Raw genomic sequence first — 24,731 nt, forward strand, 5'->3', positions numbered from 1 at the left:
ATCGCCTAGCTTCCCTTCGCCCCTGAGCTGGTGCGCGATTCTAGTGCCGGGCTGGCAGCTTCTGTCCATCGGACGGGGCGTTTCAGGCACCGTCCTGGCGCATTGCGGGCCGCTCGGGCATCAACCTGCTCCCGAACGCCCGGCCCTTAACGGACGGTTCGCCGGAGCCGGGTCTGCGGCCCGGTACTCGAAGCGCAACTCGCGCATGCCGTCCTTGACGTCGGGATGCATCGGCTCGGCACCGGCGCATCCATCGTACTGAGGCGCTTGCGCGTCTTGGCCGCCCTTGGCCAGGCTCTTTTTCGGGGACGACCAGCAGCCGCCGGTGCTGGTGATCTCCAGGCGCGGCAGCAGCTGCCGTGCGAATCGCTCCAACGCCTGCCGCACCTGGGCGCGCGACATCTTCGCCGCCTCCGTGCTGTAGCGGAACTTGATCGCGTACATGCGGTGGACCGCGAACACCATCGCCGAACTGAGCGCCTTGCCGTCGCGGGTATAGGCGAAATCGACCGCATAAGCGGCGATCCCATCAGTCCGGCTAGCGTCGGATGGCGGGCGTGCACCGGCCGGCACGCGCAAGGCCGCCACGCTCGGCATGCCCTGCGGATCCGGCATCGCCTTGCCCCAGGCGTCGATCAGGCTCTGCCGTTCGGTGCCGGCCATCGTCGCGATCTCGGCCTCGGACAGCACGCCGACCGGATAGAAGAACACGTCGATCCAGCCGGCCTGGTCCTTGGCATGCTGAAAGCGCACGGACGCGCCGGCTTCCTGGGAGTCGTAACGCTGCTCGCCCAGCATCTCCCAGCCGTCGAGCTTGAGCGGATAGACCACGTGCGATTCGCGCAGGAAGCCGCCCAGGAACGGTGGCGACGACGGCTTCGCCGCTTCAGCCGCCGCGCCCGCCGTCGCGGACTTGCACTTGGCCTGCACCATCGGCGACAGGTAGGCGCGCAGCGCGCCCGCGTCCCGCTTGGCGATCAAGGCATCCAGATGCGGCATGCGGGTTTTCGCGTTCTGGGCGACGTACGCGGTGTAGACGCGCAGCGCGCTTTCGACCGCGGCCACCTGTTTGGACAGTTCGTCGGCGTCGGCGCCGTGTTCGATCTGAAACGCGGCATTGCCGTACATCGTCTGCAGCAGCACCTCGCCGGCATGCGGCGTGGCTCTCTCGTCGACGTTGTCCAGGTCGAGCAGGTCGCAGACGGTGACGGTGTAGTCGGGACTTTCGACGGCCCACTTCAGCAGCCATTGGCGAAGTTCGCGCGCGTCGGCGCGATCGGGCGAAACCTCCAGCGCGCGCGTGTAGCGTACGAACCTGGCGGTGTCCGATTCCGGCGTGGCACCGGTTGCCGGCGACGGTGTCTGGGCGCCGACCGGCGCGGGCGCGAACAGCAGGCAAAGCGCCAGCCCCAAACCCGCAAACATTTCGCAGCGCAAACCGTACGATGCCATTTGTCTCTATCCCTGCTGCCGCGCGTTGCGGCCCCCTGCCATCAGGTTAGCAGTCGGCGCCCCGGCCGATCACCCGTGAGCACACGTTCCGGCGCGCCCAGCGAACGCTCTGCCGCCGAGAGAGGATGCGATCCGTGTCTGTCTGGCGTCGAACGACTACGCGCACGTTTTACGCGCAGAAACCGCACAAATTGCCGGCGAATCAACGCCAGAGGGCTTCAGCTGGCAGTCGGCCAGCCTTCGTGACTCGGTGGCAATCTGCATCTGCCCCCCGGGTTTTGTGGGACACCTCCGATGCGGATGCGCGCGTGTTTCCGGGGCCGGCCGCGATTGAAGCCGCATAATCTCAAGGGAGCTGCAGGATGAAAGCACACGTTCTCGCCGCCACGTTCCTATCGGCTTGCCTGTTCGCTTCGACAGCCAGCGCTGCTAAAGAAAAGGATGCAGTGCTGCTCAGCGTCCACGCCTCGGTTTCGCTCAGTGCAGGTCTGAAGTTCGCGGACCGCGAACCGGTCGTCTATTACGAGGTGACCCAACCCAGCGGCAAGGTGTCCAAAGCGACCGCAACCCCCGTCAACAACGGAGACCGCGCGGGCCGTGTGACCTATCCGGACGACTTCACCGATGCGGGCATGCACCCGGGCACGTACCAGTGGACCGCGAGAGCCAACGGCAAGGAGATCGCGTCGGGCAGCTTCCAGTACATCGCCAACAAGAAGGGTTTCCAGGCCTACGTGCCCTACTGAGCGGACGCATTCGACGTATCGGTTCGCAAGCGGTGACGGACGGCGCGTCCGCACCGGCTGCTCCAAAAACAAAGGCCCGCGTGAGCGGGCCTTTGCGGTATTGGTGCCGGAAATAGGACCCGGAGAGGCCGTCACAGCGGGGTTTCCGGGACACGTTGGGGAAATTCTGCTAAGTCCCCAGCGCTTGCGCGCAAGACGTGTGATCCCACGTACTAGTTCCCCTGCCCGAAGCCACGCCTGCGATCCAGCCGAGCTTGCACCTCCGCGCGAATCATAGGCTCGCGCAGCTCAACCCATCTGGCCACCCAGCGGCAGGCAGGCTCGAATTCATGGAACCCTTGCGTCTGCAGCGTCTGCATGTCGCGATGCCGCCCCACCTGGCTGAAATAGCCTTCCTGGAGGCGCTCGAAGACCGTGCCCACTTCGATGTCGCCCAGGCAGGCGGCAATGCGATCTGTCATGGGTCCAACCGCCTTGGGCTGGACCCAGGTGAATCCGGCAGGCAGCGGAGGCAGCAAAGGGTCAGCGGGGTCGATCACCGGGCCAGGATAGCGCCGGGCGTCTCAAGGGCTGCGACCGATGGTCAGGCAAACCCACCCATCTGGGCATGAACTAAGACGCGAGCAGCGCTCAGCGCACTGGGGAAGGCCGCCACTTCTGAGGCATAGCCGTTGTAGCCCGCGGCGCCGCCGGCGTTGTAGCCGAAGCGCAGATCCTGCACGGCGTCTCCGTAGTCGGTCGCCCCGATCGTGGTGCTGTGGATCTCGGTCCCGTCTTGGTAGAACTTGATGGTCCCCGCCCCGCCGTTGATGACGATGTGGATCATCGTCGTCACATTGGCCGCGAACACGCTGGCCTTTGAGATCGTTTCCACCCCACCGGAAATCTTCACGAACTCCAGGCTGGCGCCGTTCATGCGGGACTGGAACTTGCGGGGCGACGCCAAGTTGTCCCGGCACAGCAGCATCTGGAAACCCGACACCGAAGTCGGCTTGACGATGTAGCGCAGAGTCATGTTGGTCGCGGCGGTCAGAGTCGACGCAGGAATCGTGACCGCCTGGGTGCCGCCGGTGAACAGCGCGCACGTTAGACCACCGGGATAGAGCGCGGTCTGGGCTAATGCAATGCCCGCCGAGTACGTGCCGCTCGCCCCCACCTCGTTCGTGGCGGTTGTGCCGGAAGGATCGCCGAAGCGCAGGTAGAGCGCGGGAGAATCCGCAATCGTCTCGCTGTAGAGCGTGGCCAAGCTGCCGCTGTCGATCGCGGCGCCGGCGACGATCCCGGGGATCACGCTGCCACCGTGACGCCGAACAGGTCCCAGGTGTCCGTCGCGACCTTCTTGAGCGTGAAGGTACCGCCCTCGGGCACTTCCAGCGTTCCGCCTGACGGCAGCGCGATATCGACGGCGGTGTCTTCAATGATGGTCAGCAGACCAGCGCCGGCGTTGCGGCCGTGGAACTCGTAGCCCACCGGGATTGCGATATCTGCATTGTCGCGCACCGTCAGCGTCTTGGTGCTGGCGTTGCTGAAACGCAGGTAGGAGCCGGCTTCGGCCAGGGCTAGGTCATGGCTGGTTCCGCTGATGTCGGTGACCGCGGCGAAGTTCAGCTCGCCGGTAGTGAACGGGGCCCACGCAGAGCCGTCGAAGACCTTGTGCCGGTTCGCCGTCTTGTCCCTGGCCAGCCAACCCTCTCGCGCGGCCAGGAAGCGCCACGGCGCGTCGGTGATGCCCGTGTATAGGGCAATGGCGGTGTCGTGGCTGGCCCAGGCACCGGTGGCGCTGGCGCCGACGATCCAGGCCTTGCCCACGTCGTCCTCTGGGCCTGGAGTCGGCGGCGTCGCCGTCTCGGTCTCGACGGCGCACTGCACCAGGCACCCAAGGATCTGGAACGTGTCGTTGACCGGAGCGCTGCCCTGCAGCGCGCCGCTGGGCCATTCCGTGTAGGGGATGCTCATGCGGTGATCTCTTCGCTTGCCGGGCCTGCGCCCGTGATGGAGTTGAGCGCGGCCACCGTGATCGCCCGCGGCCCGCCTGAGGCGCCGCCGGCGAGCGTGTGCGTGGTGCCGGTGATGTCGTAGCTGACGGGGCCGCTGCCGTCGTCGTAGGTGATCCGGTAGCCCGCGAAGTACTTGGAGTGGTAGGCGTTGCTGTCCACGCCCAGGCGACCGCGGCCAACCCAGGTCACGACTAGATCCGCACCAACCACGTTCGCACGTACCATGAACGGAGCCCACTCGGTCTGGGACTGTGCGGTGTCGATCTGCAGCGGAATCCAGGCGTAGGCGTCCGGGCTGGTGTTGTAGGACACCGCCCGCACCTGCAGCGGCTGCCCAAGCATCCATCGCTGCATCGGCAGGAACTTCACGGCGGAGTCCAGCAAGACAAAGCGCACGCCGGCGGCTTGCTGGACGGGTTCCGTCGCGTAGCGGCCGCGCAGCAGCCCGCTGAGGCGGTATTGCCCATTCCCCAGCGAGGCCACCGTCTGGTACTGGATCACCTCGTCGCCGATGACAGCGCGGTTGTAGTAGCGCAGCAGCGTCGCGTAATCCACGCTCTCCGGCGGATCCGGCAGCCATACGTCCACCGTCTGTAGGCTGGGCGCTTCAGCGAAGGCCGCGGCCAGGCCCGTCAGGGTGTAGCCAATGGTGGCGGCCTCAGTGAGCTGGGCGACGGGGTCTCCGGTCGCGCCGCCGTTGCTGCTCAGCTGCAGCTCTGCACCGGTCCAGCCCGGGAGCGCGCCGCGCGCCGCAACGTAGACGCCCAGCTCGTCGTCGGCGTCATTCCAGATCGGGATGTTCAGGACTTCCAGGATCGTGCTGCCGATCAAGCCGGGCGTGTTGATCACTGGCGGTCGCGGCAGTACGCCGATGGCCGTCGATACGTAGTTCCGGGCCCGGTCCTTGGACGCCTGCACCATGAGCACCCCGCCCTCCTCCTCGACTTGCATGAGGCGGATTCGATGGGTGGCGTTGCGGCGGTCTGTGATCGTGCCGACGTCGGTGGGCGTCAGGTGACTCCATGCGTACGGCAAGTGGAACTTGAACTCGTCGCCCTCCGACCACGCCACCTTGCCGCGCTTCTCGGCTATGCCCGCGGCCTCGTCCGCAGTGATGCAAATCGCGGCCTCGAAGCTGGTCTCGGCCTTAGCCTCAACCGTACCGGCGCGGCGCTCCCAGGCTTGGGTGTTCACTGCGAATCCCGCGCCAGGATCGATGTAGCCCACCGTGATCTTGCGCGGGAGCTCGGGCTCCTGGATCGTCCGTTCCTCAATCGCCGCGCCGTCGCGCTCAGCCAGGTCGTTGAGATCCAGGACGAACGCGGGATTGCCACCGCGCTTCTTGAACCGCAGCTGGCCATCCCATTCGCTCGGGTCGAAGAAGTGCGTCTGCGACAGCTGGCTGATGTAGCCGCCCGGGGTCGAGTCGGCGGCTCGCTTGTGCCCGTCCAATAGGTCGGTAAGTTCACTGACATCAAAATCTTCGTCCTGCAGCCCGACACTGCGGCAGAGCTTGGCCACCACAGTTCCAAGAACGATGCGGTCGCGAGCAATGGTGCCCCCGGTGCAGTTGGTGCGGATCGTGCCGTCGGGCATCACGTAGAACCCTGGTGCGTCCGGAATCTCCACGCCCGGGGGCAGGCCATCGCTAAGCGAGGTGACATACTCGATACCGCCGACGCCCGTCGTTGCGGTCTCGGTCCAGATGTCCGCGTCGTAGGACGTGAACGCGGCCGCGGTGCTGCCCAGCCAGACGAAAACCTCACTCACGGCGTCGTAATAGAGGTTTTGAGTCATGCCGAACCCGCCGTCGCTGACGGCATCCGCACTGATAACCCAAGTAGCGCCGTTGTCGCCACTTCGAATGACAGTGCCAGCGCCGACGACAGCAACAAAGGTGTTGTTACCGAAGGCCAAGCCAGATGCTGTTTCAAACCCAGCAGGATTCGTTCGGTCCGTCCACGTTCCCGGCGCACCGGTAGGACTTGAACTGATCCCTCCGGTGGCATAGAACGCCACGAATGCAGATCCGCTCGCACAGACGTAGTGAACATCGACACCGGCCGGGAGCGAGACAGCAGACCAGGTAGACCCGCCATCGATGGATCGCTCCACACCACCGGTTCTGGCTGCGATGACGGTCAGCCCGATGGCCGCGAGGCCGTAGTAGGACCGCGGCATCTCCGCGGGGAGCGACGTCAATGCGCCGCCGGACGTCACCGCAAAGAGCCCAGAGACCTGCGTGCTCAGCAGGTAGCGATTCGCGTCGCTAACCCACAGCATCGAATTGACCGTGTCGTTGGGCATGTTGCCGACGTCGTTCCAGCTGAAGCCAGAGTTGTTGCTGACGCGGCCGGATCCAACACCGTCGAGAGTGCCGAAGGCAAAGATCAGCCCTTCCTTGGCATAGGCCATGTCGACGGAATCCAGACCTGTGTCGATCTTGTTCGCGTTCGACCAATTGTTCGGATCCTGCGTGGTGTACAGCTCGCCATCGGGCGCCGGCGCGGCGAAGAAGACATTGCGCTCGCAGTCGTGCTCGACCGCGGCGCCCTCGGTGACCACCACGAACTCGTACTGCGGAACAGCACCGCCTAAGTCGGTCAAGTCGTCGTCGTGGATGACGACGTAGGCCAGGCCGCGGAATGGGGAGACGTTGCCTACCCCCTCGACCGCCTCGATGGTCGGGTCCGGCATCTGGTCATCGGTGCCGAGGTAGATGGTGCACTTGTCCAGGAACTTGGCGTTGTTCGCACGGATGGCCGTGGCGACGGCTTCGGAGATCGGACTGCCGTTCCCGTCAACGTACTCGTTCTCGGTGTTGGTCCCAGATTCGTAGACCACCTTGCCGTTGCGCTTGATGGTCTTGATGCCGGCGATTGGGCCGAGGCAGATGCCGATCGCATAGCTTCGGGAGTAGTGGTAGGTGACCTGGACCGGACCGCCCTTACCGCTACGCTCCTTCTTCTTCGTCTCCTTCAGGTCCGTCCACCAGATCAGGTTTCCGGTCGTCGGGAACGCACCGTCGCCGTCTGTGATGATGCCGCCCACGGTCGAGGTCTGAACCGTAGCGTCGGTGAGGCGCGGCCCCTTAATGACGTCTGGATCAACGTAGCCGCCGATTGCGGAGCCGACCATCCAGCCGATTTGCGTGCCTACGCCGGGAATGAAGCTGCCGACCACAGCGCCGACAACACCACCAATGGTAGAGCCGGACATTAGGCGAACCTCTCAGATGGAACGCGCCAAACGCCAGTCAGGCGGCGGAGCCAGCGATGATCAAGACGGTGCTCGGTCACGCGATTGACAGCGGTCGATTGGTAGGTGTGGATCAGGGAAAAGCCGCCCTGGCAGTGATCCCCAACGATGGCGACGTGCCGAGGGGCGCGCTTGAAGGCGATCACCACCAAGTCGCCCACCAGCAGGCTGGCCGCGCAGATACCGCTGCCGCTCAGGATCGGGGGTCCAAACTCGCGCGTGAGGTGGCCCTCCAGGAGCCCACCATGCGGGTTTCGCCCGTAGTCGGTCACGTCGCCAAGGTTCACGCCGGCCGCGTGCAACGCGCGCACCAGGAGGCCTATGCAGTCCACTCCGTCCGCTCCCCTTCCCTGGTGGACCCAGGGGGTTCCCACCAGCTCGCGTGCCGCCTTGACGTGGTTCATGCGCCGACGCGGGGAATCTGTGCCCCGGGGACCATCACCTTGTCGGCGTCGGCGATCCGGATCAGGTGCTCACCGCGGAAGAACAGCACGTTGTCGTGCACGTCGCGGCACATCTCGAAGGTTTTGTCGCAGTCCTGGCGAATTTCGAACTCATCGCCGATCTCGATGGGATACGGCAGATCGAAGGTCAACTCGATTACGCCCGTGTCGCTGTCGTCCACCTCAACTTCGGCGCCGGCGTTGGAACCGGTCAGCCAGTGCACGACGCCAGGACGGAAGTGGTGATCCGGCTGGGACAGCGCTGAGTCGGTGAAGACGCGCTGCGGCTCCGGGCCGTCCACCGCCGTGACGCTGCCGGATAGCCAGGTGAATGGCTTGGTGCAGGGGTAGCGCTCATCGCCCACCTGAGAGCCGAACCGCGCGCGGCAGGTCAGCGAGTACCGGGCATTCGTTGCCTGCATCAGCTGCTGGGTGAGGCTGCGAAACTCCGTGACCCAACTGGTCTCGGTGAAAGTGGTCTCACCCAGCGTGCCGCGCAGCAGCACCTCATGGCCTTGCGATAGGTCCATGAAGTTGACGCGGTAACCGCGCACACGAGCGAAGCTGAACAAGCCTGCCCGGATCTGAGCCTCGGTGATGCCCGAGTCCATGACCCAGCCCTCGAACTCGGCGTTGTCCACCGACATGTCGGCCGACATCTGCAGGCGCGATGGTGTGAAACCGTTGCTGGCCTGGTACACCACATCGCCGCCGCCGGCGTCATATGTCAGATTGGCGTCGAGGTTCGTGAAGCCGAGCTGCGTGCCGTCCTTGCAGATCACCAACAGCAGGAAGCACCAGGTGGTGGCCGAGAGCGCCAAGTGGTTCTTAAGCGCGATCGGGATGCTTTTCATCGGCGCACCTCGATCAGCTCGATATCAGCGGTGTGGGCATCCACGTTTCCGATCTGGAAGGCGTTGTAGTCCGAGGCGAACCGCACCCAGACATCGAACTCGCCAGTCCAGGTGTAGGTTCCGCTGGCCCACGGCGCGTCAGGAGTGAAGAGGCCCGTTTCCACGTCCAGGGTTCCAGCGACGGCCACGCCGTTACGCTTGATCACCGCTCCAGCAACCGGCGCCTGGATCAGCCTGGTGGTGGCCTGCGGCCCCATGGAATAGGTCTTGATCAGCTGGACTGCGGTAGACGTGCCGATAGCTGGCGCCAGAGGTTCGTCGAAGGCCTGGTAGTCGTTGTGGTCCTTGAACCGGCAGCAGTGCAATTGCCCGACCAGTGCGTGGAAGATCTCCAGCACCAGCCGCTGAGCTTCAAGGTCGAGATTGAGATACTGGGCGGAGTACTGATGCCGGGGGTAAAACCACTGGCGGTTGCGTTGTTCCCGGCCGTTCTCCAGCGGAACCACAAGCGTTGAATACGCCGGACCACCCGTGAAGCCGTAGGCCACGCAGGTGGGCATCCTCACATTGACGAAGCTCATTAGCCGGTCCTAGCGAGTCCGCGGCGGGCGTTGCGACCGTTCTCGCGCGCAGCCTGCTCGGAAGTGCGGCGCGTCATGGGGCCATTGATGACCTGGTTGAAGGTCTGCTGGATGATCCGTCCGGTGCCGCCGCGGGCTAGTGCGTGGTTCGGCGTGATTCGGCCGGCGCCGGCACCCATCATCAGGTAGTCCCTGCCGCTGACGCTCAGCAGCTCCGGTCCGCGTTCGTTGACCTGGTACAAGGTGCCGGGGAAGGTGGTGCCGCCGCTGGCCATGCCGCCGCCGAAGAGGCCGGATAGCCAACCACCAAAGCGATTGAGAAGGTCTCCACCCGCGGTGCCTTGACCGGTGTCGCCGGCCGGCCCGAAGAGCTTGTCGATGATCCCCTTCGCCGCCCATTGCGTGATCATCGATTCCAGATCGCGGAGCATGTTCTTCCACGAGCCCAGCCCTTCACGGGGGAGGTCAACGAGGAAGTCGTACCCGATCTGCCGGAAGTTGTCCAAAGCCTCGACGAGATCCGGGTTTTTCGCGACCTCGATCTGCTTTTTCATCGCCTCCGTGTTTTTCTCGTGCGCGGCCGTCTCCTTGGCCTTCGCCGCGGCGATCTCTTCCGCCGTCGCGCCGGCGCGCTTGCCCAGCTGGTCGATCTCCTCCAGGCGCTGGATGTGCTCGAACTCGGCCTTTGCCAGCGGTCCGGCAAGCTCGGCGCGAAGCTCCGCCCACTTGCCGATGGATTCGTTCTGCGACTCGAGCACCTCATCTAGTTGCTTCTTCATCTTGGCCTGGGATTCGCGCAGTGCAGCGTCGAAGTCGTACTCGGGCTCCGGCTTTGCCTCGTTTGCTTTAGCAGATCGACGCTTCCCGCCTCCGCCCTTAGTGCCCCCCCCGCCTGCATCGGCTTGCTCTGGCTTGGGCTTCATCCATGTTCCATCCACCGTGGAAACGATGTCGGAAAACATCCCCCGCCTGTAGCGCTCGCTAATCTGACGATCTAGGTCAGCAATCGCTTCCTTCGTGTTCTTCAGGTCATATTGGCTCAACGCTCCCAGGCCAGGAACGAAGGCGAACCTCCTAGCGACGCGCGACTGGATTGAGAACTGACGATCAAGCTCCTCACGCTGGTTCTCCAGCGCAATGGTGCTCTTGCCCTCGTTTGCAGAGAAGAACTCGGATAATGCGTCGCCGGCGTCCACCACCTTGGCGATCAGTTCTGCGGCAGCGCTTGTGATCCGAACCAGACCACCTACCATCCTGTCTACTCCAGACTTTACGTCGGGATCATTCAGGGTCTTGATAAGTTCCTCGATGGCGTCCCGAGTACCCCGAACTCCATCAGAACCGGAGTCACCTTCCAGGAGGTTGTTGAAGCTGTTCTGCAGCGCCTTGAGCGCGCCACCGAGCGTGTCCCGCGCGGTCTCGGCCGCAGATCCCATCTGCCCCTCAAGTTCCTTCAGAATCACGCGCTGCGCGCCGGCGACGTCGCCAGCTGCAACCATGTCCTTGATCATTTGCTTCTGATCGGCGCTGAATTGCACACCGGCCTTAGACAGCGCGGCCAGGCCCTTCACCGGATCATTCAGCGCCTTACCGAGCTGCAAAGCGGCAGAGTTCAGGTCCGTGCCCATCGCCGTCGACAGGTCCAGCACCGCGGCCGTGGCGTCGTCGAAGTTGGTTCCCTCGATCTTCTTGAACGTCAGGAGCATGGCCTGCACCTGACCGATCGACTCGTCGTCGAAGATGGTCGTGTTCTGCAGCTTCTCCGCCTGCGCGTTGAGCTGCTCGATGGAGCGGCCGGCGGCGCCGTACGTGTCCTTAATGCGCGCGGCGAGCTGCGCCTGGACCTTCTCGGCCTCAATCGTGTTGTTGATGTAGATGCCCAGGGCGGTCGCGGCCACGCCGGCGCCGGTGGCGATCGCCGCGCCCATTGCCTTGCCCATTGCCTTGGCGCGCCGCTCGATTTCCTTCGAGCGCGAGTCCATGGTCCGGGCAGCCTTGCTGAGCCCATCCGAGAACCCGCCAATGCGAGTCACCAGGTCCAGGGTCAGGGTACCGAGGCTGCGACTAGCCATGCTGGGGCCCCGTCAGTAGTGCGGCCAGCTCTTCCATCGATGCCTCTTCTTCCTCATCGCTCGCGTACGGGACAAAGTCGGCCATGCCCAAGGGGCGGCCGCTCTGGTGCTTCAACTGGTGGACCTGGCTCAGCAAGACGGAGAGGCGGCCGAAGGCCGCATCCGTCCGGAGCATGGGATTCAGCGGCCCGCGCTTGGCGCGGTACGCGAGCCACACGGCTCGCTCTTCATCGCTTATCGCTTCTTGCCATTCCGCAATCGACCGGCCGCCGAAGGCGAGCGCGAACTCACACCAGAACTCGTCTTCGGCACTGATTTTTTTGCGGCGAAGTGATTGACTTTGTTGACCTCGATGATCAGAGGCAGGATCAGCCAATCTTCGAGTTGGTGGACCTGGTCCAGGCTCTCGAATAGCGGCGAACCGTCGGCATTGCAGATGCAGCGGTAGACCGCCACCAGGGGGCGCTCTCGCTCGTCGGCCTGGAATATCTCGATGGAGTCGGCCGAAGACTTTTTGCGCACCCAGGTCGTGATCGTCTCCTCAACGATCTCCTCCTGGCGCTCCGGCTCGCCCGGGTCTGCCCATTCCTCTGTGGGCTTCAGCGGGCGATACCTGACTGCGATATCGCATTTGAACAGGGTCCTGGGCACGAACGCGCCCATCGCCTGAAGCTGTTTCAGGTCCATGATGGTCTGCCGTTAGGCGGGGGCCGGATGCGACGGCAGGCGCAGTGCCGGACACCCCAGGGGAAAGCTGCCGTTACGGATTGGAGCGCGGCGTGATCGTCGGCTCGCCCGAGACCTGGATCCCGACGTTGGACGTGACCAGGCCGGCCAGGGGGAAGCTGAAGGGATAGCTGTTCATGAAGCCTTCGAACTCGATCCACGGCCGGGTGCCAGGGAGTTCGAACTCGCCGTTGCTGTCCACGGCGGTGGGCGGATCGCCGATGCCGATGCCGACGGCCCACTTCAGCGTAAGGCCGGCGACCTTCATCTGGTGCAGGCGCACGTGGGAGGCGTCGTCGGGGTCGAAGTTGATGGTAAAGGTCGCGGCGCCCGGCGTCGCCATGCCGGCGACGTAGGTGCGAGCCGAGTCCTCCAGGCAGGTCGTTTCCACCTGCTCCAGGGTGGTGTCGATCCCGTCGATGTTCGTGGCGCAACCCACGATCAGGATGGAATCGTCGGCGGGGTCGATGACGTAGAGCACCGTCCCCTTGGTCAGCTTGGCCATGGTGTGTTCCTCGGTAGGGTTTGTGTCATGCGCAACAAAAAACCCGCACGAGGCGGGCTTGCTTTCCTTGGTCCCGGCGCGCGTGCCGGGGGTGGGGATTCAGAGTCTAAGGACCTGCCAGTCGACGTCGAAGCTGTACCGGTAAAGGGTCGTGTCGGGGTCTTTGAACTGACCGCGCCAGGCGCCGACGTAGGCAACTGGCTCTAACGCGTCGCGCATCGACCGCGCGGCCGCGGCGGTGGACTCGGGATCGCTTCCATAGACGTCGACCTGGGTCGTGTAGGAATCGCAGTCCGGCAGGTCGCCGAGGTAGTTGGCCGGGAGGCCGGTCACGATCTGATACACCGCGTACGGCCTGGCGACGCCCTGAGGCGCTGCACCGTGCGGATAGATCCGAACGGGCGCGAATCCAAGGCGCGCACGAACCTCCGGGCTCGCCTCACACGTATCGAACAGCGGCGGGTACATCAGAAGCCCCCCTTGGCGATGATCTTGTCGATTGCCGCGCTCAGTTCGCTCACTGTGATGTTGGTGACGGCATCGACGTTCTCGGACAAAGCCGGCCGCATGAAAGGCTGGGCCCGCATCTTGGCCGTACCAAACTCAAGGAATCGCCAGTGGAATACGTTGCCACCGCCCTCGTAGGACTTGCCTACGCGTCCGGCGCGCCGGTTGCCTTTGTTGCTGACGTAGGCCCTAGCGCCACCGCGGACGCCCACCTGGACCACGAAGCCTCCCAGCTGCCGCCCCTTCCGGCGGTTCGAGCGGATCACGATCTCCTTCGCGATGCTCTGCGCCGTTGCCGGATCGTCGAAGGCGCGCGCGCGCGTCACTGCAGCTCGCTTTACCGGCGCCATGCCCTTGCGCATTGCCTGGTTCAGCGCCTTGCGCTGTAGCTGGGGCGACAGGGCACGGAGCTTCCGCTCTACCTCCGCTGCGCCCTTGATGAACGACTCACTCCCCATCGTTCAATCCCAAGCTATAGATCAGGGTCAGCCATCGGCGGTCGCTGGGGTCAGGCAAGACGCCCAGCAGCTTGTAGGTCTTCCCCTGCCACACCACCCGCATGTCGCTGGTGATCGGCACAGAGGGTGTGCGGATGGTCATTCGACCGGCGGTCTCGGTTTGCGGTGCAGCTGACTCAACGAACTCGCGCGCCGACTTTGGCGCCACTTCGGCCGGCACGCCTTCCAGAACAGCGACCCACTGCCGCAGGGGTTCGCCCTGCGGGCCTTGCTGGGCGAAGCCGTTGGAGTCTTCCAGGTCGACCAGCTGTTCAATGTCGATCCGGTGGCGCAGCCGCTGGGTGAGCATCAGGCCCCCAACTGGCAGCGGTAGGAGACACACATCGATCGGCCCGCCTCCCGCAGCTTGATCTGGTCTTCGGGACTGGTGCCGTCGTACATGGCCTGCACGTAGCAGAAAACCGCCATGCGAACGGAAGGCGCCAGGTCGTCCGAGTCGGAAGCTGGGTCTAGGGTGCTATCGGACTCGCATCCGGCGCAGCCGTCGTCGCGCCGCGGCAGTTCGTCGCGGTCGAGGTAGCGCTTCAGCTCGTCCTCGGCACCGTCCAACAGCATCTGCAGCAAGTTGTCGTCCATGTCGTGGAACTGGCGCAGGTGCTTCTTTACCTGGGCAACCGTCACGACGCTCATGCCGCAGCCCTCAAGTCGGTTGAGCGCATCGCCGAGAACCACTGTTCCGCCCCCGGCGCGTCTTGGTAGGCGGGGAATCCGGGGATGCCTGCGGTCCAATGCATCAGCTTCGCCCCCTCCACCGGGTGGCCTTCGTCCACCAGACGGTTCCAGCAATCCGGCAGCGCGCCGACGGCACCATCGCAGTGCACCAGCTGGAGCAAGTCCAGGACCTTGGCGCCGGCAAGGCTGTCCGGTGTGATTCCGCTCCATGCCGGATGTTCGCAGTTGATCAGCATCACGCTCGCCCAGTTCTTGCGGGCGTACTCGGTGTTGATGGTCTCCAGAGCCGTGCCGCGGTACTTAATTTGGTGGCGGGTCCGGTAGTTCGGATGCTGCACAACCTGCACTGCGAAGCGAGGGTCGAACAAGGCGTCGAGTTCGGCGATGTCGGCCGTCACCAGCATGTCGCTGGCATCGGCGAAGATCGCATGGCCGCGGTAACCCGTCAGGAATGGCACCAGGAAGCGCGACAGCGTGAACGCGTTGCTCCCTCGCGGCAGCCCCATCTCGGCAAGCGGAACGATGCTGACGGGCTGGCTGGCTTGCGACAGCACGCTGGCCACGAAGGCATGGAACCCGAGCGCCTCGCGCGCCTCGTAGCCGCAGAACAGGTGGATCACGCCCTCGCCTCCAGACGCATGTCGCGCCCCTTCTTGTGGAACTCCGGCTCGCGCCGCTTCACCTTGACAAACCCCGCCGCGCGCAGCTCGCCGGCCAGCTCCTCGGCCGTCCAGCCCCAGCGGTGAACCATCAGCGGCTCCCGGTAGCCCGGATCACCGTAAAGGCCCCACACGCCCATGCGCTGGCCGGCCTCGGCGATCACGTTCTGGCAGGACTTGATCAGGTCCGGCAGTTCCAGAATCAGCAGACCACCGGGCTTCAGTACGCGGCGCCACTCCCGCAGCGCGGCAGGTGCATCCCAGCGGAAGAGGTGTTCCAGCAGATGGATCGCCATCACGGCGTCGGCGTAGTTATCCGGGAACGGCAGGTGCAGCACGTCCGCGCGCACGTCCGGTTCCCCGGTTAGGTCGACCGAGGTCCAGCCCTGGATCTTCTTGTGGCCGGCGCCAAGATTCAGGCGCACAGCTTCTGCCGAATGAACGCCCAAGCTGCTGCTGCCTCCGTTGGTTTCCACTGCCACCAGGCCAAGCTCCTGAGAAATTCCAGCCGTTGCTCACGGCTCGGGTAGGGGTTGCCGCAGTACAGCGCCAGCGCGGCACCGTCCTCGCACTCCACCGGCACGCCAGCAATGCACGCGTCCACCGCGGTATTTGAATGACTGCACACCAGCAGTGCCGCGCCGCGCAGCACGTCCTCTAGCTGCCCATTCCAGACCGGGCAGCCCGGCAGCCCCTGCTCCGGGCGCTTGGGTCTATAGACGATTCGCCCCCGACCGAACCGCTTGCGCAGCCGCGCCAGGGTCCGCAACTCCCAAGCCTGACCGGTGTATCCCTTGTGCTTCCGCTGCTTCGCGCCCAGCCCGCACAGGACGATCGGACCCGACGGATCGGCGTCCTCGCGCAGCACAATCCCGCTTGCATCGAACCGTTCGGCTGGCTCGGGCTGGATCCAGCGGTGAGGGTGCTCGGCGTCTAGGGTCAGCCGCATGTGGAAGCGCAATGGAGTATCCCGGTCCCAGTAGCCCAGGTCCCAGCCGATGAGCCGGCCGCCGGCGGCGACATGTTTCCGGGTCCACTCGCGGCGCGCGGGGTGCCCGAGGCCGTAGGTCATAAGCACCGGCGCCGCGCGGCTCCACTTCTTGGACACTACGAGATCGATGCCGGCGGCCGGCGCAGCCGCGGCCATCGCCTCCAGCATCTTCCGGCCGCGATCGGCCATCGCTTCGTCCGACAGCAGCAGCTCACAGCGCATGCAGGAACCGCCGCAGATCTGCCGCAGCGTCCTCAACCTGGTATCGGCCGGTCGCGAACCGCCGATGCGCCGCTAAGCGCGCGGCATGCGGCGTCAACGCATCCAGCGCCTCACGCAAGTCCGCCGGCGTCGACACGAATCGCTCGCCGCCGACCGCCGTCTCCCGGTAGCCGCACTCGGCTTGTCCGATGAAGGGCGTACTGCTGCCGTGGGCATTCGCCAGCTTCACGTTCGACTTCCAGTGCGCCGGCACGTATCCAGACCACTGGCCACCGCGGAGCGCGATCACAATGTCCAAGTCCGCCAGCCGAGGCGGATTCACCAGAAACCGCCAACCGCGCCGCCGGCACTCGGCTTCCAGTACCGGCTGCCACTCGGCCAGATATGCCGGCGCGCCCTCATAACCGACCGTTCCAACCTGAGCGCGAATCGGATTGGGGTCGATGCCTGGCCGGTGGTGGTGGTACAGCACCACCGACGGAAGATCGATCCCGCAGTCGTCCGCCATCTGCTGGTTCGGCCATATCAGCGCGGTCGGCGCCAGATCTGCTATCCGGCGCCGAACCCACCGAATGGCCTCGGCCCGCCTCCACTGGCTCGCCAGGGGCTGCGGATAGAAGTCGACCACGTCCAGTACCCACGGCCGGCGCGCGGCGCGCAGCGCGGCAATGAGCGGCTCTGGTGTGCGCTTGACCACCACGGCCAAGTCGCACTGCTCAATGTCCTGCCGGCTGGCGTTCGGGCGGACCGTGGCACCGAGCGCAGTTCCGAGCTGCTCCCCGCGGACGGTCCAACTGCCTGCACCACCCTTTCCGGTCACCAGCAGATTCACGACAGCAGCCTCCGCATCGGCTCTCCGGTTGCGATCTCGTGCAGCTGCCACTGCGCCCAAGCCAGACGCCGGAGCATTGCCAAGCGCCCGGCGCCGGTGTTGTCCTGTTCTCCGATCCAGCCCGGCATATCCGAACGCACCGGAATGCCCCACATCAGCGCCCGGATCGCGGCGCCGCTACCCCAGGTCACCACCCGTCCCGCCTGGGCCAGGTCCTCGCAAAGTGGCCGTGCCGCGCTCTGGCCGGGGTGCTTCCGAATGCGGCCGCCGACCTCGCGGTGTACACGCTCCGTCCAACTGAGCGGCATTGCGATGCCCGGCGGGCCAATGCCCCTTTGCGGCAAGACCACGGTCTCGCCACTCCTTCGCCACGGCGCCAGTTCCACCGTGAGCGCGTCCCACCGCTCGGGACCCTCCACCGGGAAGGCGCCGGCCTTGTTGTGGAATCCGCGCGCCAGCGTGTACCAATGACCGCCCTGGAAATCGTTGCCCCAGCTCGCGTTCTCCGCAACCAGCACCGGCAGGCCTCGCGACTCGAAGGCGCAGGCCGCGGTGTGCCCGTCGCGGATGCGATTCCAGGTGACCAGGATGTCGCTGGCGCCGGGCCTGAAGGTCAACCCGTCGATTACGGTGTATCCGAGACGCCCCAAGCCTCGCGCGAAAGCCTCACGTCGCGCGGGCACCGCATGTCGCAGATTCAGCCAAGCACGCATCCAGGTCCATCCTCGGGAAGCAGCTCAAGCCTGTTTCCCGGCTTGCGTTGATGATCGGCACCGTAGACTGCTGCGCTAGTTCCGCAAAGCGCTGCCGCCAGTCCAGGAACCGCTTCGGCAGCGGATTACCCATCTTGTCGGGGTGGTCGCCGTGCCAATGCTTCCGTCCGCCAGTGAACTGCATGTCGTAGCCCAGCAGTACTACGCGCGACGCCCCGAAATGCAGTGCCAAGCTGACCGCCTGGAACCCGCTGTTGCCGCCCTGCCGAATGCGATCTGGGCGACGGCCCATGCCGCCTCCAGGCTCAGATCGAACCCAGTTCAATCCCCACATCGAGGCGGCGCTCTGACTGCTGGTCCACAACTCGAAGTCACCTTCGACTTGATCCCCGCACTCGTTCCACCAAGCCCGATCCATGGCGAACAGCAGATCCGCAAACGGCGCCAGTCGCCAGCTGTTGTTGACGGCGATTACGCGCCGTCCTTCGCCTCCGGTCCGCCATTGGCCGACTGCCCGGCAGTCTTCCGCGCAGAGGCTCGGGCCGCTGGCGATGCAGACGACCGCCTGCCCCCTCCAGCGGCCAGAGAAGGGTTGACGCCTTCGGCCGATACCTTCGCCGCCTTGCTGGTCGCTACGCCGCCGACCCTTACCAAGCCCTTGGCCAGCGCCTGCTCTGCTTCGCGCTCGGGCAGTTCGAACGACTCACCCGGCTTGTAGCTGTTGAACGGCTCGATCGCCGTGACTCTGACTTTGCTCATCGCATGCTCCCGGGCTGGGCGGCCTCAACCGCCCAGCCCTACGGTGGCGTTACCGGCCCCTTAGCTGGCCGACTCCAGAGTGCCCTTCACGAAGGCCTCGGGCCGGTAGATCGCCAGCGCCAGCCGCTCTTCCACGCGCAGCGTGGCCATGTTGCGTTCGAAGTTGTCCTTGTTCTCGAACGAGATGGCCAAGTTGGCGTCCTGACGGTCGAAGATCTGCGCGTGCATCGCGAAGTCGCCAGCCAGGAAGCGACCCAGGGTCATGGCCTGGGTCGATACCACGTCGCGGCCCCAGATGCGGCCGGTGGTCGTGTTCTGCGGGTTGGTGAACAGGTACTGGAAGTTCGCGTCCTTGAGCAGCTCGATGTTGGCCCAGTTGGTCGGGTGCAGCACGATGCCGGTGGCGAATGCCTCGGCCAGCTCGACCTGCAGCAGCGCCAAGCGCAGCTTGTCCAGGTCCTGTTCGGCGGTGACCTCGGAGCCCGCGGGCTGGCTGTACGCCGTTGCGGCCGTGTAGATGCCCTCCAGGTTCTGGCCGGTGCCGGAGCCGTTGAGCAACTGGGCCTCCTCGACCAGCGCCAATCCGTAGCGCATTCGGGTCTCGACGTAGCTCTGGATGAACTCCACGTCGTCCAGCATCTGCAGCGAGATGTCCATCAGGTGCGCGATGGTCCGAACCGGCTCGGTGATCAGCTCGAAGGTGATCTCCGACTTCGGCTTCAGGCTTCCCTCCGACACCGGAGCCGCCGCGTTGGTGAAGCCGGTCTCGCGCTGGTAGAAGAGGACCGCCTTGCTGGTCCGGCCCGGAGCGATCAGATCGCGGATCGTCAGGCGCCGCAGCAGCGGCTGCAGCGGCGCCGACAGGATCTGCTGACCCGGGTAGTTGAGGGCGTTGCCGGTGGGGCCGGTGTTGGTCAGCGCGGCGCGGGGCACCGGGATATTGATCTGGGCGCTCTGGTTCCGGGCCTTGATGAAGTTCTGGATGCTCTCGTGGCCGCCATCGAGCGCGGCCCGGAGTTCGTTGGTCGGCTCGCCACCGCCGCGGCTGGTGTCGGCGACGGTCTGCTCCAAGTTCTGCAGTCGGTTGCGCACCTCGCCCTGCTGCGTCATCAGCAGATCAACCTGCTCCTTGGTGGACTCGGCCATGACGCGGCCGGACTTCGCTTCGGCGAGGGCCTTCTCGGCGTGTTCCTTGACCGAGTCGCTGATTTTGTCGAGCTCGGCCTTGATCTGGTCTTTCAGTTCCATGGTGGATTCTCTCTAGCTGGTGAGGGATTTCAGGGCGGCCAGAAGGGCCTCCTGTCCTGCTACGGCCGTGCGGCCGCGTTCGGTGGGATCACCCTCACCGCTGCCAGCGGGATCACCCGCGCTGGACTTCAGTTCGGAAATAAGCCGCATGGCGTCGGATTTCGGCATGCCGGCCGCGCGCAAGGCGCATTCGACACGCCGCACGGCGGACGCGCTGGCCTTCGAGTCCTTCTTCGCGACCTGATCGGACGGCAGCAGCTCGTCGGCGAATCCGTCTTCGATCGCATCGGCGCCGCCGATCCACGACTCTTTGTCCATGAGCTTGGCGATCGCCTTGGCATCCAGGCCTGTCCGGGCGGAATAGATGTCCGCCATGGCCCTATCGAACGGTTCCAGGTAGTCGGCATACGCCCGGAAGTCGTGTCGGTTGCCGATGGCCACCGCCCACGCGTTGTGGACCATCAGGAATCCGGCACGGGCGATTTGCACGTTGTCGCCGGCCATGGCGATGACCGAAGCCGCAGAGGCAGCGAGACCCAGAACCTTGATGGTCACTTCGCCCTTGTGTTCGCGCAGGAGGTTGTAGATCGCCAGGCCTTCGAACATGTCGCCGCCCGGCGAGTTGATGTTGACGGTGACGGGGCCTTCGCCGATGGAGCGAAGTGCAGAAGCCACACGCTTCGCGGTAACTCCTTCGCCTGTCCAGTAGTCATAGCCGATGACGTCGTAGACGCTGATGCTTCGGTCTTCGTCGGCCGTTTTTTCCGCCGCGCAGATGCCGGGATTCCATCGATCCAGGGCCCTGGGTTGGATCGGCGTGGTGATCGCGGCCTGCATCCTGCCCTCGGGGGCAGCGGGCAAGGATTTGACGCTCATTAAGAGTTCCTCTGGTCGGATTCATCGAAGCGAAGCCAGTCGCGCAACGCAGCAGCGGCCCGGGCCTCGGCAGAGTCGGCGAGGCCGAGTTGATCCAGCGGCACCAACGCCGACTGGACGGTGTAGATGTCGCCGCCCTCGATGGGTGGCAGGTTCTCTAGGCGGCGCACATCGTTCCGGCTCATCCAGCCGTTCTGCAGCGCGGATGCATAGAAGGCCTGGCGCGCAGCGCTGTCGCCGCGCAGCAGGCCCTCAATTGCGAACTCGGCGTAGTAGCGCCCCTGCTCCTCCGGCGTGAGGCAGTCTTTCGCGATGGCCTGCTCGATGCGTCGCAGCCATGGCCCCAGAGTGAACGTCACGAAGCCGATCATCTGTTGTTCGATGCCGGTGCCCCAATTGGTCTGGCCCTTTGAGGCGCGGCCGATCATGAAGGGCTGGACCCGGAACCAGCTGCACACTTCTTCGGTCGAGAACGCCCGCGACTCCAGCAACTGCGCGTCCTGCGGATTGATTCCGATCTCCATAGCTTCCGTGCCGGCTTCCAGAATCACCGGATTGCCGGCGTTGATTGCGCCGCTCAGCTTCTTGATCGCCTCGCGCGCGTCATCGCGCTGGTCTTGGCGCATGACCTGGGGAAACTTGAAAGCCACCGTCGGCTGAAGGCCGTTGGAGAAGGTGGCGTTGGCAGCGTCCTGGGCGGCTTGGGCGGCACTGAAAACGCCGGCTCCATGTTGGATCGGGCTGAGTCCGCACTCTCCGTCGATCGAGAACGCCGGGATGTGCATCACCCGCGACGCAGGCAGCGTCCTGACCTTGCCGTCGCGATCACGGTACTGGTATTCCCAGGCACCGGTCTGCTTACGCTTCTTAGTGGTCCTGGCGGGAACCAGCGGCCGAAGCCCGACCAGGGTCTGCCCAAGGTAAAGCTTCTCCGAGTAGCTGTTGCCCCAGAGCAGCAGGCTAGCGACCGTCGCCCCTATGAACTGGGTACTCGTCATGTCCCGATTGGGCTGACGACGCAATGCGTAGAACAGCGGGTGATTCTCGGCCGGCCGGCGGCCGTCCTTGGTCCGCTCGTAAAACCCGATCGGCAGGGTGCTGATCGTGTCCGAAAGAAGACTCACGCACGCCCACGCCGCGGAAAGCTGGAGCACTGAGCCAGCAGAGACACACGGCCGATCCGGCCGAAGCGGGTTGTCTGCGTTGTAGGCGAAGCCGTCGCCAGCATCGACCGGAATACCTGCCCAACGCGCACAGCCGCGGATGGCCGCCTGGATGAAGCCGCGACCGCTCATTTTTGCAGTCTTCATCCGATCACCGGGCTCCCGAGGAAGTCACGCAGGTCAGGCTCCTGCGGCGCGGCCAGGCTCACGCCAACAGCCATCAGGAGTGCGGTCATGTCGTCGATCTTCTCGGCAGAGCGCCTCTTGTCTGGCGCCATGTTCAAATTCACGTCCCGGCGCGGAACAAGGTTAGCGGCGCACCAGGTCAGGATCGGATCGCCGCCGTGTGCCAGCTTTCCGGCGATGTACTTACGTTCCAGCTCTTGCATGGCCGGGTGGTAGGACTTCGGTCCCTGGACGAACTCGACCATGGGAACCTCCGCCTCAATAAGCCGGGTGACCAGCTCGGAAGCGTTCCACCGGTCGAATGCCACGGATTGCAGGTTGAACTCGTTGCGAACCTGCAGAACCGCTTGCTCGATCGCCCGGTTGTCGGTCACGTCACCTTCGGTCTGCTCCAGCAAACCGGCCGCGACCCAGCCCGCGTATGGGACCGTGCCGCGCTCGGTTCTCTGCGCCACGGCTGCCTCCGGCACCCAGCGCCGGCCCCAGGTAAACAGAAATTCGTCAACCCGCCAGACGAGGCGCAGTGCAGTAAGGTCGCGCGTGCTGGCCAGGTCTAACCCAGCCCAACAGGGAACATCGCGGAGCGCTCGCAGGTCGACCGACCCGTCGCACTTCCGCCACTTCGGCAGCAGGATCCACCCGTTCGCCGCCGCCGCCGGGCGATTCAAACGCTTGATCTGGAACTCGGCGAGCCTCGAAGGCATCGCCTTCGCCTCTACAGCTTCCTTTCGTATCGCCGCCAGCAGGTGCGGGTTGGCGTCACCGAGCGGGTTGGCCTTTGCCCAGGCGTTCTCGTCAAAGTCGCCGTCTGCGTCGTCCACCGCGAAGAACAGCACCAGGAAGTGGTCAGCGGCATCGCCGAACACCCCCTCCAGGAGCTGCTTCGCGAATTGCCTAAGTTCGGACCACGGCCCGGGGTTGGCGTACCCCTCAGTCGTTGTGAACAGCCAGAGCGGATTGCTCCGCGCGCCCGCGGCCGACTGCAGGACGTTCAGCAGATCCGCCGTCTTGTGGGCGTGGATCTCGTCAAGCCCCACATGCGACGGGTTCAGACCGTCCTGTGTCGAAGCCTTGGCATTGATCGGCTTGAAGCTGGCGCCGGTGCTGAACCGCGTGATCGAGTTGGCCCAGCACTCCAGGCCGTACGCTTCCCGAAGGTCCCTTGTCTTCTCCGCCATCCGCTTGGCGACGTTGAAGATGATGCGCGCTTGGCTGCCGGTCGTTGCTGCGGAGATGACCTGCGCCCCCTCCTCCTCCTCGCAGCACTCGCAGTAAAGCAGGATCGCCGCTGACAGCGTCGACTTCGCGTTCTTTCGCGCTACAGCAAAGAGCGCGGAAGTGAAGCGACGGGTCCCGTCCGCCTTCCGGAATCCGAATAGCTGCACCACGAACCACACGTGGGACGGGTGCAGACGGATGTGCGGCTGATCCGTTCCGTCAGCGTTCTTCCACTTGCCCTCGACGTGCGGCAGAAGCTCTATCCATTGGCACGCATGATTCGCGTGTTCGGAGGAGAACCAGAAGGGGCCGCCCCGCTTCTTTGCACGTGTCAGGTCGTCCAGAAAACGCTTGGCCGCGAGCTGGATGAGCCGGCCATGTTTTCCTCCTCTGTTTGCCTGAGCATCGCGCGCGTACGCGATCGCAACATCGACGTAGTCACTTGGTCTTGCTGGCGGGCTTGCCGAGCGCGCCGAACGGGTTGCTCGGCTTTTCCGTGTCGCCATTGGGCCTCACCTTGCCCTGCGCTACTGGGGTCAGGCCGAAGTCGTTGGACAGTGCCCGGTGCTGGGCGACCATCGACGCGACTGGCGCCTCGCCCGCGGCGTAGAGCTGCACGATCTTCCCGTGCAGGGCACAGAGCATCCCCAGGGTCGACAGCCCCGCCTCGGTCAGCAGTTTGTTCGCGTGCAGGATCGGCGCCAGCCGCTCCCATTCTTTGATCGCATGCCCGTTCGGCAACCAGTCCGGCGGCCCGGGAATATCCGGGACTAGCGGCAACTCCACTAGGGGCGGACCGCCGCGGTCGGGTCGGGCTGTTCCGGCCACCACTTTCAGGTTGTGGGGCCTTTTGCTTCGAGACATGACCTTCTCAAAATCTGAGACTTTCGAATTGACGGTGTGAATAAATGACTGGGCGGGCGGTGTCCGGCGATCACTGCCCTGACTTTCGACCCGCCCCCCGGGCCGCCTCGGCCTGCGACTTGGTCGCGTGGCAACCGTCGCAGATCGCCTGCAGGTTGCTATCCTGATCCGTCCCGCCTTCTGCCTTGGGCGTGACATGGTCGACTTGCGTAGCCACGGTCAGGCGTCCGGCAGCCTTGCATGGCACGCACAGGTAGCAATCGCGCCGCAAGATCTGCGCGCGCTTGCGACGCCAAGGCCGGCCGCCTCTTCCCTGACCGTAGGCCCCCTTGCACTCCTGGGCCTGATGCACCCTGGCTAACGCCGGCAGGGGTCTGTGCCGTGGTGCAGACCTGGGCATCAGGTCACCTTGATCCGATTGCCTGAGAGATCGAAGCCGCCAGTGCCTGCATCATCTACCTCATCCTGATCCTGCTCACCGGCCTGGGTCACCAGCGCCAGGAGCATCGTGTTCTGCGCCACCAGGAGTTCTATCGCTCTGGCCTGAGCCTGCACGGCCTGAGCCAGGCTCTGGTACTCGGAAGGGGTTGGGGAGCTTCCAGCCAAAGCGCTCGGCGGCAGCGTCCCATGCTCGCTCTGACCTTCTGCGGATTGCTTCTCTGCGCTCAT

30 protein-coding genes are annotated in these 24,731 nt (G+C 64.9%); 1 reads left to right on the top strand and 29 read right to left on the bottom strand.

Going from position 1 to position 24,731, the window contains the following annotated elements; translation table 11 throughout:
- Nucleotides 1-120: 120 nt before the first annotated feature.
- Nucleotides 121-1,452 (bottom strand): hypothetical protein, encoded by a 1,332-nt coding sequence (locus tag LVB77_RS14490; RefSeq protein ID WP_232906799.1) that lies wholly within the window; start codon nt 1,450-1,452, stop codon nt 121-123.
- Nucleotides 1,453-1,814: 362 nt separating this feature from the next.
- Between LVB77_RS14490 and LVB77_RS14495 the strand changes: the two genes are divergently transcribed.
- A complete protein-coding gene (locus tag LVB77_RS14495) occupies nt 1,815-2,198 on the top strand; it encodes a hypothetical protein (protein ID WP_232906800.1) in 384 nt (127 codons plus the stop codon).
- Between the two features lie 212 nt (nt 2,199-2,410).
- Here the strand turns inward: LVB77_RS14495 and LVB77_RS14500 are convergent, their stop codons facing one another.
- The 28 genes from LVB77_RS14500 to LVB77_RS14635 all read right to left on the bottom strand — a co-directional run bounded on the left by LVB77_RS14500 (nt 2,411) and on the right by LVB77_RS14635 (nt 24,731).
- The gene (locus tag LVB77_RS14500; RefSeq protein WP_232906801.1) at nt 2,411-2,659 is read right to left on the bottom strand and encodes a hypothetical protein; all 249 of its coding nucleotides are present in this window, start codon (nt 2,657-2,659) and stop codon (nt 2,411-2,413) included.
- Between the two features lie 122 nt (nt 2,660-2,781).
- The gene (locus LVB77_RS14505; RefSeq protein ID WP_232906802.1) at nt 2,782-3,489 is read right to left on the bottom strand and encodes a LamG domain-containing protein; all 708 of its coding nucleotides are present in this window, start codon (nt 3,487-3,489) and stop codon (nt 2,782-2,784) included.
- Nucleotides 3,486-4,154, bottom strand: coding sequence for a DUF2793 domain-containing protein (locus LVB77_RS14510; RefSeq protein WP_232906803.1), 669 nt, complete (start codon nt 4,152-4,154; stop codon nt 3,486-3,488). The genes LVB77_RS14505 and LVB77_RS14510 overlap by 4 nt, the downstream gene beginning before the upstream one ends.
- Nucleotides 4,151-7,414, bottom strand: a complete 3,264-nt coding sequence (locus LVB77_RS14515) for a phage tail protein (RefSeq protein ID WP_232906804.1) — start codon at nt 7,412-7,414, stop codon at nt 4,151-4,153. The genes LVB77_RS14510 and LVB77_RS14515 overlap by 4 nt, the downstream gene beginning before the upstream one ends.
- A complete protein-coding gene (locus tag LVB77_RS14520; RefSeq protein ID WP_232906805.1) occupies nt 7,414-7,857 on the bottom strand; it encodes an NlpC/P60 family protein in 444 nt (147 codons plus the stop codon). Before LVB77_RS14520 ends, LVB77_RS14515 begins: the two co-directional genes overlap by 1 nt.
- Nucleotides 7,854-8,750: a DUF2163 domain-containing protein gene (locus tag LVB77_RS14525; RefSeq protein WP_232906806.1), complete on the bottom strand. Its 897-nt coding sequence runs from the start codon at nt 8,748-8,750 to the stop codon at nt 7,854-7,856. The genes LVB77_RS14520 and LVB77_RS14525 overlap by 4 nt, the downstream gene beginning before the upstream one ends.
- The gene (locus LVB77_RS14530) at nt 8,747-9,331 is read right to left on the bottom strand and encodes a DUF2460 domain-containing protein (protein WP_232906807.1); all 585 of its coding nucleotides are present in this window, start codon (nt 9,329-9,331) and stop codon (nt 8,747-8,749) included. The genes LVB77_RS14525 and LVB77_RS14530 overlap by 4 nt, the downstream gene beginning before the upstream one ends.
- Nucleotides 9,331-11,403, bottom strand: coding sequence for a hypothetical protein (locus LVB77_RS14535; protein WP_232906808.1), 2,073 nt, complete (start codon nt 11,401-11,403; stop codon nt 9,331-9,333). Before LVB77_RS14535 ends, LVB77_RS14530 begins: the two co-directional genes overlap by 1 nt.
- Nucleotides 11,396-11,620, bottom strand: coding sequence for a hypothetical protein (locus LVB77_RS14540; protein WP_232906809.1), 225 nt, complete (start codon nt 11,618-11,620; stop codon nt 11,396-11,398). Before LVB77_RS14540 ends, LVB77_RS14535 begins: the two co-directional genes overlap by 8 nt.
- 17 nt (nt 11,621-11,637) lie before the next feature.
- Complete coding sequence (locus LVB77_RS14545) at nt 11,638-12,090, bottom strand: phage tail assembly chaperone family protein, TAC (RefSeq protein WP_232906810.1); 453 nt, start codon at nt 12,088-12,090, stop codon at nt 11,638-11,640.
- 73 nt (nt 12,091-12,163) lie between these two features.
- Complete coding sequence (locus LVB77_RS14550) at nt 12,164-12,634, bottom strand: phage tail tube protein (RefSeq protein ID WP_232906811.1); 471 nt, start codon at nt 12,632-12,634, stop codon at nt 12,164-12,166.
- A 99-nt stretch (nt 12,635-12,733) separates the two neighbouring features.
- Nucleotides 12,734-13,102 (bottom strand): DUF3168 domain-containing protein, encoded by a 369-nt coding sequence (locus LVB77_RS14555; protein WP_232906812.1) that lies wholly within the window; start codon nt 13,100-13,102, stop codon nt 12,734-12,736.
- Nucleotides 13,102-13,599: an HK97-gp10 family putative phage morphogenesis protein gene (locus tag LVB77_RS14560; RefSeq protein ID WP_232906813.1), complete on the bottom strand. Its 498-nt coding sequence runs from the start codon at nt 13,597-13,599 to the stop codon at nt 13,102-13,104. The genes LVB77_RS14555 and LVB77_RS14560 overlap by 1 nt, the downstream gene beginning before the upstream one ends.
- Entirely contained in the window at nt 13,589-13,948 is a 360-nt protein-coding gene (locus LVB77_RS14565; protein ID WP_232906814.1) for a head-tail adaptor protein, read from the bottom strand. The genes LVB77_RS14560 and LVB77_RS14565 overlap by 11 nt, the downstream gene beginning before the upstream one ends.
- Nucleotides 13,948-14,289: a head-tail connector protein gene (locus LVB77_RS14570; RefSeq protein WP_232906815.1), complete on the bottom strand. Its 342-nt coding sequence runs from the start codon at nt 14,287-14,289 to the stop codon at nt 13,948-13,950. Before LVB77_RS14570 ends, LVB77_RS14565 begins: the two co-directional genes overlap by 1 nt.
- Nucleotides 14,286-14,951 carry a hypothetical protein gene (locus tag LVB77_RS14575; RefSeq protein WP_232906816.1) on the bottom strand — a complete coding sequence of 222 codons (666 nt, stop codon included), beginning with the start codon at nt 14,949-14,951 and terminating at the stop codon, nt 14,286-14,288. Before LVB77_RS14575 ends, LVB77_RS14570 begins: the two co-directional genes overlap by 4 nt.
- On the bottom strand, nt 14,948-15,415 hold the full coding sequence (locus LVB77_RS14580) for a class I SAM-dependent methyltransferase (protein WP_232906817.1): 468 nt from the start codon (nt 15,413-15,415) through the stop codon (nt 14,948-14,950). The genes LVB77_RS14575 and LVB77_RS14580 overlap by 4 nt, the downstream gene beginning before the upstream one ends.
- Nucleotides 15,406-16,203: a hypothetical protein gene (locus tag LVB77_RS14585; RefSeq protein ID WP_232906818.1), complete on the bottom strand. Its 798-nt coding sequence runs from the start codon at nt 16,201-16,203 to the stop codon at nt 15,406-15,408. Before LVB77_RS14585 ends, LVB77_RS14580 begins: the two co-directional genes overlap by 10 nt.
- Nucleotides 16,193-17,035 (bottom strand): hypothetical protein, encoded by an 843-nt coding sequence (locus LVB77_RS14590; RefSeq protein WP_232906819.1) that lies wholly within the window; start codon nt 17,033-17,035, stop codon nt 16,193-16,195. Before LVB77_RS14590 ends, LVB77_RS14585 begins: the two co-directional genes overlap by 11 nt.
- A complete protein-coding gene (locus LVB77_RS14595; protein ID WP_232906820.1) occupies nt 17,032-17,748 on the bottom strand; it encodes a hypothetical protein in 717 nt (238 codons plus the stop codon). Before LVB77_RS14595 ends, LVB77_RS14590 begins: the two co-directional genes overlap by 4 nt.
- The gene (locus tag LVB77_RS14600; RefSeq protein ID WP_232906821.1) at nt 17,702-18,040 is read right to left on the bottom strand and encodes a hypothetical protein; all 339 of its coding nucleotides are present in this window, start codon (nt 18,038-18,040) and stop codon (nt 17,702-17,704) included. Before LVB77_RS14600 ends, LVB77_RS14595 begins: the two co-directional genes overlap by 47 nt.
- Before the next feature lie 179 nt (nt 18,041-18,219).
- On the bottom strand, nt 18,220-18,507 hold the full coding sequence (locus LVB77_RS14605) for a hypothetical protein (protein WP_232906822.1): 288 nt from the start codon (nt 18,505-18,507) through the stop codon (nt 18,220-18,222).
- A gap of 60 nt (nt 18,508-18,567) precedes the next feature.
- Complete coding sequence (locus LVB77_RS14610) at nt 18,568-19,755, bottom strand: phage major capsid protein (RefSeq protein WP_232906823.1); 1,188 nt, start codon at nt 19,753-19,755, stop codon at nt 18,568-18,570.
- Nucleotides 19,756-19,767: 12 nt separating this feature from the next.
- Entirely contained in the window at nt 19,768-20,631 is an 864-nt protein-coding gene (locus LVB77_RS14615; protein ID WP_232906824.1) for a head maturation protease, ClpP-related, read from the bottom strand.
- Nucleotides 20,631-21,941 (bottom strand): phage portal protein, encoded by a 1,311-nt coding sequence (locus tag LVB77_RS14620; RefSeq protein WP_232906825.1) that lies wholly within the window; start codon nt 21,939-21,941, stop codon nt 20,631-20,633. Before LVB77_RS14620 ends, LVB77_RS14615 begins: the two co-directional genes overlap by 1 nt.
- A complete protein-coding gene (locus LVB77_RS14625) occupies nt 21,938-23,704 on the bottom strand; it encodes a terminase TerL endonuclease subunit (protein ID WP_232906826.1) in 1,767 nt (588 codons plus the stop codon). The genes LVB77_RS14620 and LVB77_RS14625 overlap by 4 nt, the downstream gene beginning before the upstream one ends.
- On the bottom strand, nt 23,637-24,062 hold the full coding sequence (locus LVB77_RS14630; RefSeq protein WP_232906827.1) for a hypothetical protein: 426 nt from the start codon (nt 24,060-24,062) through the stop codon (nt 23,637-23,639). The genes LVB77_RS14625 and LVB77_RS14630 overlap by 68 nt, the downstream gene beginning before the upstream one ends.
- Nucleotides 24,063-24,461: 399 nt before the next feature.
- Nucleotides 24,462-24,731, bottom strand: coding sequence for a hypothetical protein (locus tag LVB77_RS14635; RefSeq protein WP_232906828.1), 270 nt, complete (start codon nt 24,729-24,731; stop codon nt 24,462-24,464).

The organism is Lysobacter sp. 5GHs7-4 (assembly GCF_021284765.1).
In the GTDB taxonomy this organism is placed as follows: domain Bacteria; phylum Pseudomonadota; class Gammaproteobacteria; order Xanthomonadales; family Xanthomonadaceae; genus Lysobacter.

What these genes read in the sequence shown, in the direction of transcription:
- LVB77_RS14570 (WP_232906815.1), bottom strand. Translation starts at nt 14,289, where the DNA reads ATGAGCGTCGTGACGGTTGCCCAGGTAAAGAAGCACCTGCGCCAGTTC.
- LVB77_RS14605 (WP_232906822.1), bottom strand. Translation starts at nt 18,507, where the DNA reads ATGAGCAAAGTCAGAGTCACGGCGATCGAGCCGTTCAACAGCTACAAG.
- LVB77_RS14490 (WP_232906799.1), bottom strand. Translation starts at nt 1,452, where the DNA reads ATGGCATCGTACGGTTTGCGCTGCGAAATGTTTGCGGGTTTGGGGCTG.
- LVB77_RS14615 (WP_232906824.1), bottom strand. Translation starts at nt 20,631, where the DNA reads ATGAGCGTCAAATCCTTGCCCGCTGCCCCCGAGGGCAGGATGCAGGCC.
- LVB77_RS14520 (WP_232906805.1), bottom strand. Translation starts at nt 7,857, where the DNA reads ATGAACCACGTCAAGGCGGCACGCGAGCTGGTGGGAACCCCCTGGGTC.
- LVB77_RS14565 (WP_232906814.1), bottom strand. Translation starts at nt 13,948, where the DNA reads ATGCTCACCCAGCGGCTGCGCCACCGGATCGACATTGAACAGCTGGTC.
- LVB77_RS14595 (WP_232906820.1), bottom strand. Translation starts at nt 17,748, where the DNA reads ATGCGTGCTTGGCTGAATCTGCGACATGCGGTGCCCGCGCGACGTGAG.
- LVB77_RS14555 (WP_232906812.1), bottom strand. Translation starts at nt 13,102, where the DNA reads ATGTACCCGCCGCTGTTCGATACGTGTGAGGCGAGCCCGGAGGTTCGT.
- LVB77_RS14635 (WP_232906828.1), bottom strand. Translation starts at nt 24,731, where the DNA reads ATGAGCGCAGAGAAGCAATCCGCAGAAGGTCAGAGCGAGCATGGGACG.
- LVB77_RS14585 (WP_232906818.1), bottom strand. Translation starts at nt 16,203, where the DNA reads ATGCGCTGTGAGCTGCTGCTGTCGGACGAAGCGATGGCCGATCGCGGC.
- LVB77_RS14560 (WP_232906813.1), bottom strand. Translation starts at nt 13,599, where the DNA reads ATGGGGAGTGAGTCGTTCATCAAGGGCGCAGCGGAGGTAGAGCGGAAG.
- LVB77_RS14610 (WP_232906823.1), bottom strand. Translation starts at nt 19,755, where the DNA reads ATGGAACTGAAAGACCAGATCAAGGCCGAGCTCGACAAAATCAGCGAC.
- LVB77_RS14535 (WP_232906808.1), bottom strand. Translation starts at nt 11,403, where the DNA reads ATGGCTAGTCGCAGCCTCGGTACCCTGACCCTGGACCTGGTGACTCGC.
- LVB77_RS14550 (WP_232906811.1), bottom strand. Translation starts at nt 12,634, where the DNA reads ATGGCCAAGCTGACCAAGGGGACGGTGCTCTACGTCATCGACCCCGCC.
- LVB77_RS14625 (WP_232906826.1), bottom strand. Translation starts at nt 23,704, where the DNA reads ATGGCGACACGGAAAAGCCGAGCAACCCGTTCGGCGCGCTCGGCAAGC.
- LVB77_RS14515 (WP_232906804.1), bottom strand. Translation starts at nt 7,414, where the DNA reads ATGTCCGGCTCTACCATTGGTGGTGTTGTCGGCGCTGTGGTCGGCAGC.
- LVB77_RS14630 (WP_232906827.1), bottom strand. Translation starts at nt 24,062, where the DNA reads ATGTCTCGAAGCAAAAGGCCCCACAACCTGAAAGTGGTGGCCGGAACA.
- LVB77_RS14525 (WP_232906806.1), bottom strand. Translation starts at nt 8,750, where the DNA reads ATGAAAAGCATCCCGATCGCGCTTAAGAACCACTTGGCGCTCTCGGCC.
- LVB77_RS14545 (WP_232906810.1), bottom strand. Translation starts at nt 12,090, where the DNA reads ATGGACCTGAAACAGCTTCAGGCGATGGGCGCGTTCGTGCCCAGGACC.
- LVB77_RS14510 (WP_232906803.1), bottom strand. Translation starts at nt 4,154, where the DNA reads ATGAGCATCCCCTACACGGAATGGCCCAGCGGCGCGCTGCAGGGCAGC.
- LVB77_RS14500 (WP_232906801.1), bottom strand. Translation starts at nt 2,659, where the DNA reads ATGACAGATCGCATTGCCGCCTGCCTGGGCGACATCGAAGTGGGCACG.
- LVB77_RS14530 (WP_232906807.1), bottom strand. Translation starts at nt 9,331, where the DNA reads ATGAGCTTCGTCAATGTGAGGATGCCCACCTGCGTGGCCTACGGCTTC.
- LVB77_RS14495 (WP_232906800.1), top strand. Translation starts at nt 1,815, where the DNA reads ATGAAAGCACACGTTCTCGCCGCCACGTTCCTATCGGCTTGCCTGTTC.
- LVB77_RS14600 (WP_232906821.1), bottom strand. Translation starts at nt 18,040, where the DNA reads ATGGGCCGTCGCCCAGATCGCATTCGGCAGGGCGGCAACAGCGGGTTC.
- LVB77_RS14620 (WP_232906825.1), bottom strand. Translation starts at nt 21,941, where the DNA reads ATGAAGACTGCAAAAATGAGCGGTCGCGGCTTCATCCAGGCGGCCATC.